The following is an 11,497-nucleotide window of genomic DNA, read 5'->3' on the forward strand; positions in this document are numbered from 1 at the left end:
AGATTTGAGGGTTTACGCTGTCCAGCTCGCAGGAAAGGAACTAAGGGTATGCTTGGATATAGTGATGAACTTTTCGGCCCTCAGAAGCGGATTTATAGATTACGTGAGAGAAGAGCTATTAGCACTGGCGAGAAATACGGAATGGTCAATAAGGAAAGTAATAATAGAGACAGCATACCTAAATGAGGAGCAAAAAGTCCTTTCCGTGGAGCTCATAGCAGAAAGTGGTATGGAGTTTGTGAAAACGCCCACCGGTTTTGCCCCCACTGGAGCTACTCTGGAAGATGTTAAATTACTCTTAAACGCTTTAAAGGGTAGATTGAAAGTTAAGGCATCCGGTGGGATAAAGACCAAGGAACAGGTTGCTCAGTTCCTGTCCCTTGGAGCTCAGCGCATTGGAACTAGTAATACCTTTGAAATTCTATCTTAAGGGCACTTGCTTGCATCATAAGCTGGTTTGCCTATGGCTGTTAGGAATGCCTCAAAGGGTCCCATGTTCTTCATAGCTACGCCCTTTGGTCCTTCAAACTTTAATCTACCAAGCATCATAGCTTTCATAGGTCCATACTGACCTTTTCCCATTTCCTCCCATCTTTTTGTTTCAGCATACATCAAAAAGTCGTCCTTTCCCCTTTTATCCTTAGCCGGCCCGCCATAAACGCATATAGATTTACCACCTTCATTCTTTATAGTTAGCTGTATTTGCTTTTCTGCGGAGCAGTCTTCTCTGTAGATGAAAATTTTCCTTTCTGGCACCGCAGTCCAGCTCTCACTCTTGCCCAACTCTTCGGTTAATCTTGGAGTGTTGTTCCAAACATTGCACAACTCTTTCGCGTACTCTGGACCTATAAAGACATTGATAGCTAAGCCACTACTGACAATCCCTAAGGATAAAAAAATTGCCTTCTTCATTTGAGTACCTCCCAAAAATGATTTTTCTTTAGAATTAAACTATAGACTTGCCACTTGGCAACTAAAAACTTTTTATATACCCATAAGAAATACAAATATTCATATATTCTGATAACTTTCCTTTAATTTTTTTATCCTCCACAGAGCTCTACTGTCTTCTGGTGTCACAAAGCTGTAAGCTTTTCCATAATTGCCAATTCTCCCCGTCCTTCCTATACGATGTATATAGACCTCCGGATCTTCGGGTATGTGATAGTTTATAACCACACCTACACCCTTTATATCCAAACCACGAGATGCCACATCAGTAGCAACCACAATTTTTACCTTTCCTTCTTTAAACAGTCTTAAAGCATTCTCTCTCTGTTTTTGCGTCATATCTCCATGAAGAGATACTACGTTAAAGTTCTTACTTAGCAATCTTTCTGCTAGTTCCTTAGCGTCCTTGCGTGTTCTGACGAATATAATGATCCTTTCCAATATATGATCTCTTAATATCTTCTCTAACTCAGAAATCTTCTGTCCTGGAGAATTTAGCTTTATCAACCTCTCTTCTATTTTGGGCTTAAGTTCTGCATTTATGACTCTTGTAAACTTATAGTCCTTTCTAAGATGTTTCTTAGCAAGCTCCTCCACCTGCTTTGGTATGGTAGCCGAGAACATAAAGTTTTGCCTTTGCAAAGGTACATGTTTTAGTATGTATTCTACATCTTCAATAAACCCCATATCAAGCATCAGGTCCGCTTCATCAAGCACGAAGTATGAAACCCTGCTAAGGTCTAAGGCAGATCTGTTGATCAGGTCTTTAATCCTTCCGGGCGTTCCTACCACTATGTTAGGATTATTTTTTTCTAAAAACTCAATGTTTTTTGCTACAGGCGTTCCACCGTAAAACACAGAAACTTTCAGTCCCTTATACTTGGCAAGATGCTGAATTTGTTCTTTTACCTGAATTGCGAGCTCTCTTGTAGGTGTGAGTATAAGAGCCTTCAAGCTATCTTCTTTCCTAATACCCTCTATTATTGGTATTCCAAAGGCCGCAGTTTTGCCAGTTCCCGTAGCTGCTTGTCCCAGAATATCATAACCCTTGAGTGCTAAGGGTATAGCTTCTTTTTGAATAGGAGTGGGCTTTTCAAAACCTAAGTCTTTTATAGCCCTCCTTAATTGCTCACTCAATTGTGAAAAATTAAATTCCATAAAAACCTCCGCTCTTAATTATATGCCTACACATTAATAAGGCAAGTAATATATTGACCACACAATAAAACGCAAAGCCCAGAATTTCCTTTTGGAAAAAACACAACTATTAAATCTGGGATTAAATTATAATAAAACAGAAAGAGGGATAAGCAATGGTGCCAACAGAAACAGTCCAGGCTCAAGAAATAAGATTAGTAGAAATACTATACAGGGCTATGCTGTTAAAGGCATCCGATATACATATAACTGCTGGGTTTAAGCCTGCAGTAAGGGTGGATGGTAAGATAACTCCTTTGGCGGATTATCCCGTGCTTACTCCTGAGATGGCCCAGCACCTCATATATTCAATCATGTCAGAAAAGCACAGAAAACAGTTAGAGGAGAAGGGGCAGGTAGATTTTTCTTTTGGAGTAAAGGATGTGGGTAGGTTTAGGGCTAATGTTTTTTTTCAAAGAGGTTCGGTGGCCGGAGTCTTTAGAAGACTTCCAAGCAAAATAATGACAATTGAAGAAGTAGGACTACCAAATAGAGTTTTAGAACTCTGTCACAAAAGTATGGGACTAATCTTGGTAACAGGTCCAACGGGTTCGGGTAAGACTACCACATTAGCCGCACTTATCAACTATATAAACGAAACCTTTCCCTATCACATAATAACAATAGAAGACCCTATAGAATACGTATTTCGTCATAAAAAAAGCATAGTCAATCAAAGGGAAATAGGTGAAGACGTGGATAATTTTGCAGATGCTCTCAGATCGGCATTAAGAGAAGATCCAGATGTAATCCTTGTGGGAGAAATGAGAGATTTAGAAACTATAGAAACAGCTCTAAGAGCTGCAGAAACAGGGCACCTGGTTTTTGGGACCTTGCATACAAACACCGCCATTTCCACAATTACCCGTATAATAGATGTTTTTCCACCAAGCCAACAGGAACAAATCAGAATACAGTTGTCCTTTGTGTTGCAGGGTGTTATCTCCCAGAAGCTAATACCTAAGATTGGTGGGGGTCGTGTTTTGGCATATGAACTGCTCATCCCAAACACAGCCATAAGGAACTTAATAAGGGAAAACAAACTGCAGCAAGTTTATTCTTTAATGCAAAGTGGCCAAAGTGAAAGCGGCATGCAAACTATGAATCAATCTCTTTTCTCCCTTTACAAAAGAGGTCTAATAACCTTGGAAGATGCCTACAAGTACTCTCCAGATATCAAGGAACTTGAGCGTATGCTTGGTTTAAGAGGATAAACATGCCAAGGTTTAGGTACAAAGTTATAGATGAAGCAGGAAACATAATAGAACAGGAAGGAAATTATCCTAGCGAAGATGAGCTCTTGGTTGAGCTTTCTAAGGGTAATTATTCCCTAGTCCAAATAGAAAGGCTTGATAAAGGAGAAAAGAAGGTTGGAGAAAAGGAAAGTGTACGTATAAAACTACCCTTTGGTGGTGTAAGTGATAGGGACATATCCATATTCTGCAGACAGTTAGGAACTATGGTTAACGCTGGGTTAAATCTGGTAGACGCTTTAAACATTATAGCAGATCAAACGCCTAATAAAAGACTTGCATCCGCAGCAAAGGATGTAGCCACTAGGATAAATGAAGGGATGGGAGTATCGGCTGCAATGCAAAGGCACCCCAATGTTTTCCCAGAGTTTGTGGTAAACCTTGTAAAAGTGGGTGAAGAAACTGGAAATTTAGATGCTTCCCTGATTAAAGCTGCGGATTATTACGAAAAGATCGCTATGATCAAAAGCAAGATAAAGAGCGCTTCTTTTTATCCCACCTTTGTAGTTGTGGTAGCTACCTTTATAGTTTCAGGCATACTGTATTTTCTAGTTCCGACTTTTGCCGAGATTTACTCCAGCTTAGGAGGAGAACTGCCTCTGCCAACCCAGATGCTGATTGCAGCATCAAACGCCTTGAGAAACAGTCTTCCAACGGTGATAATTTCAATAGTTGCTTTTTCGCTTGTATTTAGGTATTTATACCGCAATAACTACGCTTTTAGAAAAGGTGTACATAAGCTTTCCTTAAGAGTGCCAAAGATGAATGATTTGGTTGTAAAAAGCACAATGGCTAAGTTTGCTAGAACGATGGCCGCTCTGTTTTCCGCCGGTGTAGCTTTGGAAAGGGCTTTTGAAGTAGCAGGACAGACAACGGACAACTTAGTCATAAAAGAGGCGGTAGAGCAGGCAAAAAAGGAAGTTATAGAAGGAGAACCTATGTACAGAGCCCTGGAAAAGACTGGCCTTTTCCCAAAAGTAGTCATAGCTATGATAAAGGTCGGTGAAGACACTGGCCGACTTGACGACATGCTGGAAACCATAGCCAGATTTTACGAGGATGAGTTTGATAAAACTGTGGATGGAATGATAAAGCTTATAGAACCCATGCTTATAGTGTTTATAGGTGGTGTGGTAGGTCTTATATTAATCGCACTGTATATGCCCATATTCAAGATGGGTGAGCTGATAAAGACTTAAGTAGTGTATTCTGAATTTATTCTTATGTAATCATAGGAAAGATCTGAGGAATAATAAACCCAGCTCTCTTTTCCTTCCCCCAGGTCTATTGTTATCTCTATTTCTTTGTTTTCCTCTAAGTATCTTTTTGCTCCTTCTACTGCCTTTGGATGGGCCTTTCCGTCATATACCAAATGATTGCCTATATAAACCTTCATTTTAAACTGGTCTATGGGAAAGGGAGTAGAGCCTGCAGCCGCCACGATCCTTCCCCAATTTGGGTCTTTTCCAAAGATAGCAGTCTTAACGAGATTGGATGTTGCCACTTTCTCAGCTATAGCCTTAGCCTTTATGCTCAAGGATGCATTTTTTACAATGACCTTTATTATCTTGGTTGCACCCTCTCCATCTTCCACTATCTTTTTTGCCAAGTTTAACGAAACTTCTTCTACTGCTTGTCTTACATTCTCCAAATCTTCTTTTAAGACTCCAAGGCTTATTAAGCCAAAGCTATCGTTGGTGCTGGTGCAAGCATCTACGGTTATAGAGTTAAATGTCTTTTCGTTTATTTCTCTGTGAAGTTCCGTAAGCGTTAAACTGTCAATGTCTGCATTAGTAAATACAAAGCTAAGCATGGTAGCCATATTAGGGTGTATCATACCTGCACCCTTCGCAAAACCAAAAACCTCTAAGCTACCTTTTTTTACAAAATCATACTTAGGGAATCTGTCCGTTGTAGAGATAACCTGGCTCGCCCTTTTTAAATCCAAAGGCTCCAATATTTTACAAGCAGATGTTATTCCCTTTAACACATCTTCAATAGGAAGAGGCTTGCCTATAACCCCTGTGGAAAAAACAAGAACCTCCTTATGGTCAATGTCCAAATGCTTTGCCACCTCTCTTGCCATCATTTCTGCATGCATTATACCTTCCTGACCTACTCCGCAGTTAGCATTTCCACTGTTTATAACCATAGCTCTTATTCTATCTGTTCCTCTAAGCACCTTTTCTGAGTACAAAACGCTGGCGGACTTAAAATGGTTGCTCGTAAATAAAAAGGAAGCATTACAGGACTGAGGAAGGAGGATAACGAGTATGTCTGGCTCTCCACTTTTCTTCAAACCTGCTTTACCTAATCCCATAAGAATATCCATGGGATAGATTATAACCTCAATGGAAACCTGTCCTAAGTGTGGAAGACTTTTAGAGATAATAGAATGCTGTGGGGGTGGTATATTTCTATGCGAAGCTTGCAAAGAATACTTTTACCCAGGGGAGCTTATAAATATTCAAACTCTCTCTGAGGAGGTCTCAGAAGAAGATCACGGGCCACCTGCTCAGGTGGAATGTTTTCAACCACAACCTGATAAACAGCCCAAGATATAGGAGCGTATATTTTTAGCTCTTCCGTTAGTTTTTTTACAGCTTTAACTGTTTCTTTGCCCTCCACAACCTGCCCTATGCGAGCTTCTGCCTCTTCTACACTCAATCCTTGCCCTAACAAAAAGCCAAAGGTTCTGTTTCTGGATTTAGAAGAAGTGGAAGTTAGCACTAAATCTCCCAAACCAGAAAGCCCGTAAAAGGTTTCCTTTTTACCCCCCAAAGAAGATCCTATTCTAACTATCTCCGCCAAACCGCGGGTTATCAAAGAAGCCCTAGCATTGTCTCCAAAACCGAGACCGTCCGATATACCACACGCAATAGCTATCACATTCTTTAAAGCACCACCTAACTCAACACCCACTGTATCTTCAGAAAGATAAACTCTGAAAGTTTCAGAATGGAATACACCTCTTAATTCCTTTAAAGTATCCAAGTCTTTTCCCGCAAGCACCACTGCACAAGGAAGCCCCTTTGCCACCTCTTCCGCAAAGGATGGGCCAGACAGAACGAAGGTCTTGCAGTCTCGGCAGAGCTCTTGAACTATCTGAGAAACTCTTTTGGAAGTCCCCACCTCCAATCCTTTGGAGGCAGATACTACCACCTTTCCTCTAAGGTTTGGCTTTTCCAGCACCCCCCTTATTACTTGCACTGGAAGGGCTATCACTATAAGATCAGAAAATTCTATGGCTTCATCCAATACGTTGGTGGCTCTTGGATTTTTCGCAAACTCCATCCCCCAGTATGCATCCTTACCCTTTCTTAAGCTTTCAACCACAGCCGAATTTCTATCAAAGAAAATTATCTCAAAGCCTTTTTTTGAAAGATGCAGTCCAAGAGCTGTTCCCCACCGCCCACCACCTAAAATAGTTAGCTTACCCATTGTCCTCCACGTCTACCAGTATTAATCTCCTTGGATTTCTTAAGTCTATTTGATATGCCACTTTTCCTTCTATACGACCTTTTTTGAGAATCTTTCTTTTTAGATCTTTGTCCCAGCACAGAAAGAGATTGTATTTATCTGACCTTAGCTCAAGTTTGTTCTCATCGCAACTGATCGGCACGAGTCTAACATCACACATAAAGGTAGGCGCTGGGAAACCCTCTCCAAAGGGCTCAAGCTTGTGAAGGTCTTCTATTAACCTTGAAGTTATAGACTCTGGCTGTAGAGCCATATCTATTTCAAGAGTGGGAAGGTCCTGTACATCCACAAAAACCTCTTCAACCAATTCTTTAAAGATAGGTATCTTTTCCTTCTCAATGGTTAATCCCACCGCATAAGCGTGCCCGCCCCATCTAAGGAATAGATGGGAGATCTTACTTAAACCTTCGTAAACGTTTATTCCATTGGCGCTTCTTACAGAGCCAACAGCGTGATCCCCCACAACAAAGACAGCCGCCGGCTTTTGAAACATGGAAGAAAGTCTTCCTGCCAAAATACCAGCCACGCCCCCAGCCCAACTGTCCAGAACAACCACGATAAACCTTCTGTCCTCCTGCAATAAAGCCTGCTTTAGAGCCAACTCATAAGCTTTCTGAGCTATAAGCTTTCTTCTTTGATTTATCTCCTCTATTTTCTTTGCAAAAGCCTTTGCCCTATCTTCATCTTCCGCTAAAAACAGCTTTAGAGCTATGGAAGGTCTTGATACCCTCCCAGGAGCGTTCAGCCTTGGGACTATAGAAAAGGATATGTCCCTTGAAGTTATAGCGCCGTTTATTCCCGCAGTTTCCATCAAGGCCTTTATACCGTGGGAAACTATAAGCCCTTTTTGAATGTATTCAAGACATCTTATACCATAAGACACTATTATCCTGTTTAGCACGTTCAAAGGCATAAAATCCGCCAGCGTGCCTATGGCGGGTATGTACATGTCTACCCTTGGGTCATAACTCATGTTCAACTCTTTGGATAGGACTGCTGTAAGGTAAAAGACCAAACTGGCGGAGGACAGCTCTTTAAATTCTGTTGGTAAATCTTCAATTAGCTTAGGATTCACTAAAATAGTAGTTGGTATATCTTCTCCGATATTGTGATGGTCTATAACTATAGAATCCTTACCAAATGCCTTAAGCTCCTCCACTGCCGTTGTTCCGTTATCTATGGTTATGAGTAAATCTGCGTACTTTGAAAACTTATCTACCAGCTTTTTGTTCAGGCCATAACCAGACTGCCTGCTTGGGACTATTGGAATTGCGGTAGCTCCTGCAGCTTTTAGGAACTTATAAAGCAACGCTGTCCCTGTTATACCATCCACATCGTAATCACCAAACAGAATTATCTTCTCCTTTTTTAATATGGCCCTCTTTATCCTATCCACGGCTCTACTTAGGTTGGGTATGCTGTAAGGGGGGGAAAGATTTTTTAACCTTAGGTCTAAGGCAGATTCATCCACACCTCTGTTTGCCAAAATTTGAGCTACTATGGGTCCAAGGCTATGTATTTTGTCTGCATCAGGTTTTATTAATTCGCTTAACAATACCCAACTTTTACCCGAAAGTCCTCTCATTTAAAAGCTCCTCAGACCACTTTCCTATACTGCCCGCACCCATAAAAAGCAAGACACAGTCCTTAGCATGTTCTTCCAACCATGAAAAGAGCTCTTCTTTTTCTGAAATATACATGCACTGTGCTTTCTCTGCCAGGGTCTTTGAGGATACACCAAAGACGTTCTCCTCTCCTGCTGGATATATATCCGTAACTATACAGATGTCCGCCAGTTTTAAAACCTTCACAAACTCGTCAAACAGATGGTAGGTTCTTGAGTATCTGTGTGGTTGGAAAACCAATAATGTCTTTTTTCCAGGATAAAGTTCCCTTAAGCTATCTAAAACCACCCTTATCTCCGTTGGATGATGTCCGTAGTCGTCGTAAACTACACATCCATTGAACTCTCCCTTAAATTCCAACCTTCTTTCTGCGTTCTTAAAGTGCGCCAAAGCGTCAAATATAATCCTGGGTTTTATATCCATTTCAAGACATACAGATATGCAAGCCAAAGCATTGTAGATATTATGTTTTCCCGGCACACCGAGCTTTACCTTTCCAATTGGTTTATCCTTCCACAAAACTTCAAAGGTGTAATGGCCCCATTCTTGACTTAGATTTTTAGCTCTTACCTGAGCTGGTTGATGTATGCCATATGTTATTACTCTTTTAGAAACCTTTGGAATAAGCTCCATGCTATTTGAATCATCTACGTTCATAACGCAAAAACCATAAAAGGGCACGCTGTTTGCAAACTCCAAAAAAGCCTGCTTTATCTCTTCAATATCTTTGTAAAATCCCAGGTGCTCTTTATCTATGTTAGTGATTACGGAAACGGTTGGTTTAAGCTTTAAAAAGGACCCGTCGCTCTCATCAGCTTCCGAGACAATCAAGTTATCCTTTCCAAGCTTGGCATTGCTACCAAGGCTCTTTAGAATACCTCCCACAACTACGGTAGGATCCAGCCCCCCCTCATACATAACGTGAGCTATCATAGAGGTGGTGGTGGTTTTACCGTGAGAACCACAAACCGCTATACCTTCTTTTAGGCGAAAGAGCTCCGCAAGCATCTCCCCACGAGAGATAACTGGAATACCCCTTCTTTTTGCCTCCTGTATTTCAGGGTTGTTCTCAGGGACTGCAGAGGAATATACCACCACTTGCCCATCGCCTATGTTTTCCTCCCTGTGACCTATAAAGATCTTTGCACCCATGCTTCTCAAAAGTTGGGTGTTTTTATTTTCTTTCAGGTCCGAGCCGGATACTTTATAACCCATCTGCAAAAGCACCTGAGCAATCCCGCTCATGCCTATACCGCCTATTCCCACAAAATGTAAGTTCTTTATCTTTTCTCTGAACATTGGACTTTATTTTAACAGTACAGTAAGGGAAAATTTTACTTATAATGTTAATGCTATGGCTAAGGTAAAAGGTCTAAAGTGTAGAGAGTGTGGAAAAGAGTATCCTGTAGAGCCAATACACGTTTGCGAGTTTTGCTTTGGGCCCCTGGAGGTAGTTTATGACTACGAAGAGATAAGGAAAAACCTATCCAGGGATAAAATAGAAAAGGGACCAAAAAGTCTTTGGAGATACATAGACCTTTTGCCAGTAGAAGAACCTAAGGTTGGGCTTACGGCGGGATTTACTCCTCTTAGAAAGGCGGAAAACCTCGGAAGGGTCCTTGGTCTAAAAGAGCTATACATAAAGGACGATTCGGTAAATCATCCTACCCTCTCATTCAAAGACAGGGTTGTTTCTGTGGCTCTTTCAAAGGCTGTGGAGTTTGGTTTTGATACCGCCGCATGTGCATCCACGGGTAATTTGGCAAACTCCGTGGCGGCTCACAGCGCGCAGGCCGGACTAAACTGCTTTGTTTTTATACCAGCAAACTTAGAATCTCAGAAAATATACGGAAGCCTTGTCTTTTCTCCCACAGTTGTGGCTGTGGAGGGAAACTATGACGACGTAAACAGGCTGTGTTCTGAAATAGCTAACGAACTCTACTGGGCTTTTGTAAACATAAACATAAGACCTTATTATGCGGAAGGCTCCAAAACTCTTGCCTTTGAGGTAGTGGAGCAGCTTGGATGGAGAGCTCCGGATGCGGTGGTAGCTCCAGCTGCTTCTGGCTCTCTTATCACAAAAATATGGAAAGGTCTAAAGGAGATGAAACTTGTAGGTCTGATAGATGAGGTAAAAACAAGAGTTTATGGGGCTCAAGCGGAGGGTTGCAGTCCCATAGCCCAAGCTTGGAAGGAAGGAAGGGATTATATAAAACCAGTTAAGCCAAACACCATAGCAAAGTCTATCGCAATAGGCAATCCAGCGGACGGCATATACGCTCTGCAGGTTACCAGAGAAAGCTTAGGAGATTGGGAAATAGCAACGGACCAAGAGATTATAGAAGGTATCAAGCTCTTGGCAGAAACGGAGGGAATCTTTACCGAAACTGCGGGCGGAACTACCATAGCGGTTCTAAAGAAGTTAGCTCAAAGGGGAGCCTTAAAACCAGACGAAACGGTGGTAGTCTATATCACAGGCAACGGCTATAAAACTTTGGAGGTGCTTGAAGGTCATCTAAAAGAAACCGTAAGGATAAAGCCTACCCTGGCAGACTTCAAGGAAAAGATACTCGCAAGAGTGTGAAGTTTATAATAGCCTTTGCTTTTTTCTTTGCCCTTTCTTGTAGTCAAAAGCAGACCATTCCGCCCGTAAAACTTCAGACATTAGAAGGCAAGCAGTTGTCTTTGAAGGAGTTAAAAGGGAAAAAGGTAGTCATTTACGTATGGAGTAGGACGTGTGTAGGACATGCAGGAGATTTAAAACTACTCAACGAGATCTCCAAAAATAGAAAGGACCTTTACGTTTTGTCCTATGCGGTCGCTATGGTTAAAGAGGATGTAATAAAGGCATACAAAGAGATAGGAATAAAGCCTGAGTTTATCACAGTTTTAGATCCAGAAGTTAAATTTAACGACTACTACAGAATAGTTTTTCTCCCCTCAACTTTCATTTTTGACAAAAAAGGAGTTTTTATAGGATCTTATCCTGGG

At 41.3% G+C, this 11,497-nt stretch carries 10 protein-coding genes and 1 pseudogene; 5 read left to right on the forward strand and 6 right to left on the reverse strand.

The features are described 5' to 3' along the window. Positions 1-4: 4 nt before the first annotated feature. Positions 5-430 (forward strand): hypothetical protein, encoded by a 426-nt coding sequence (locus V7P40_RS00295; protein WP_333783973.1) that lies wholly within the window; start codon positions 5-7, stop codon positions 428-430. On the opposite strand, the gene V7P40_RS00300 is transcribed toward V7P40_RS00295, so the two are convergent. Both V7P40_RS00300 and V7P40_RS00305 read right to left on the reverse strand, forming a co-directional pair. Then, a complete protein-coding gene (locus tag V7P40_RS00300; RefSeq protein WP_333783974.1) occupies positions 427-912 on the reverse strand; it encodes an SCP2 sterol-binding domain-containing protein in 486 nt (161 codons plus the stop codon). The two genes, V7P40_RS00295 and V7P40_RS00300, sit on opposite strands and share 4 nt — an antisense overlap. Before the next feature lie 99 nt (positions 913-1,011). Further along, on the reverse strand, positions 1,012-2,088 hold the full coding sequence (locus V7P40_RS00305) for a DEAD/DEAH box helicase (protein WP_333783975.1): 1,077 nt from the start codon (positions 2,086-2,088) through the stop codon (positions 1,012-1,014). Between the two features lie 176 nt (positions 2,089-2,264). Between V7P40_RS00305 and V7P40_RS00310 the strand changes: the two genes are divergently transcribed. Together V7P40_RS00310 and V7P40_RS00315 are read left to right on the forward strand one after the other, a co-directional pair. Then, positions 2,265-3,362, forward strand: a complete 1,098-nt coding sequence (locus tag V7P40_RS00310) for a type IV pilus twitching motility protein PilT (protein ID WP_333783976.1) — start codon at positions 2,265-2,267, stop codon at positions 3,360-3,362. A gap of 2 nt (positions 3,363-3,364) precedes the next feature. Further along, positions 3,365-4,600 carry a type II secretion system F family protein gene (locus V7P40_RS00315; protein ID WP_333783977.1) on the forward strand — a complete coding sequence of 412 codons (1,236 nt, stop codon included), beginning with the start codon at positions 3,365-3,367 and terminating at the stop codon, positions 4,598-4,600. Here V7P40_RS00315 and argJ read toward each other — a convergent pair. The 4 genes from argJ to murC form a co-directional block, all read right to left on the reverse strand. After that, the gene (gene argJ, locus V7P40_RS00320) at positions 4,597-5,733 is read right to left on the reverse strand and encodes a bifunctional glutamate N-acetyltransferase/amino-acid acetyltransferase ArgJ (protein ID WP_333784214.1); all 1,137 of its coding nucleotides are present in this window, start codon (positions 5,731-5,733) and stop codon (positions 4,597-4,599) included. The genes V7P40_RS00315 and argJ overlap by 4 nt on opposite strands. A gap of 125 nt (positions 5,734-5,858) precedes the next feature. Continuing rightward, a complete protein-coding gene (locus tag V7P40_RS00325) occupies positions 5,859-6,842 on the reverse strand; it encodes an NAD(P)H-dependent glycerol-3-phosphate dehydrogenase (protein ID WP_333783978.1) in 984 nt (327 codons plus the stop codon). Continuing rightward, a complete protein-coding gene (gene recJ, locus V7P40_RS00330; protein WP_333783979.1) occupies positions 6,835-8,466 on the reverse strand; it encodes a single-stranded-DNA-specific exonuclease RecJ in 1,632 nt (543 codons plus the stop codon). Before recJ ends, V7P40_RS00325 begins: the two co-directional genes overlap by 8 nt. Further along, complete coding sequence (gene murC / locus V7P40_RS00335; protein ID WP_333783980.1) at positions 8,447-9,805, reverse strand: UDP-N-acetylmuramate--L-alanine ligase; 1,359 nt, start codon at positions 9,803-9,805, stop codon at positions 8,447-8,449. The genes recJ and murC overlap by 20 nt, the downstream gene beginning before the upstream one ends. A gap of 55 nt (positions 9,806-9,860) precedes the next feature. Between murC and thrC the strand changes: the two genes are divergently transcribed. Together thrC and V7P40_RS00345 are read left to right on the forward strand one after the other, a co-directional pair. Beyond that, complete coding sequence (thrC, locus tag V7P40_RS00340) at positions 9,861-11,090, forward strand: threonine synthase (RefSeq protein WP_333783981.1); 1,230 nt, start codon at positions 9,861-9,863, stop codon at positions 11,088-11,090. Next, positions 11,087-11,470 (forward strand): annotated as a pseudogene (locus V7P40_RS00345) (TlpA disulfide reductase family protein); the annotation flags it as partial. The gene thrC and the pseudogene V7P40_RS00345, both read left to right, overlap by 4 nt. Positions 11,471-11,497 lie beyond the last annotated feature (27 nt).

It is taken from the genome of Thermocrinis sp., from assembly GCF_036781485.1.
GTDB lineage: Bacteria > Aquificota > Aquificia > Aquificales > Aquificaceae > Thermocrinis.

Excerpts from the sequence above, each read along its gene's own strand:
- V7P40_RS00300 (WP_333783974.1), bottom strand. The coding sequence starts at position 912 with ATGAAGAAGGCAATTTTTTTATCCTTAGGGATTGTCAGTAGTGGCTTA.
- V7P40_RS00310 (WP_333783976.1), top strand. The coding sequence starts at position 2,265 with ATGGTGCCAACAGAAACAGTCCAGGCTCAAGAAATAAGATTAGTAGAA.
- V7P40_RS00315 (WP_333783977.1), top strand. The coding sequence starts at position 3,365 with ATGCCAAGGTTTAGGTACAAAGTTATAGATGAAGCAGGAAACATAATA.
- argJ (WP_333784214.1), bottom strand. The coding sequence starts at position 5,733 with ATGGATATTCTTATGGGATTAGGTAAAGCAGGTTTGAAGAAAAGTGGA.
- V7P40_RS00325 (WP_333783978.1), bottom strand. The coding sequence starts at position 6,842 with ATGGGTAAGCTAACTATTTTAGGTGGTGGGCGGTGGGGAACAGCTCTT.
- recJ (WP_333783979.1), bottom strand. The coding sequence starts at position 8,466 with ATGAGAGGACTTTCGGGTAAAAGTTGGGTATTGTTAAGCGAATTAATA.
- murC (WP_333783980.1), bottom strand. The coding sequence starts at position 9,805 with ATGTTCAGAGAAAAGATAAAGAACTTACATTTTGTGGGAATAGGCGGT.
- thrC (WP_333783981.1), top strand. The coding sequence starts at position 9,861 with ATGGCTAAGGTAAAAGGTCTAAAGTGTAGAGAGTGTGGAAAAGAGTAT.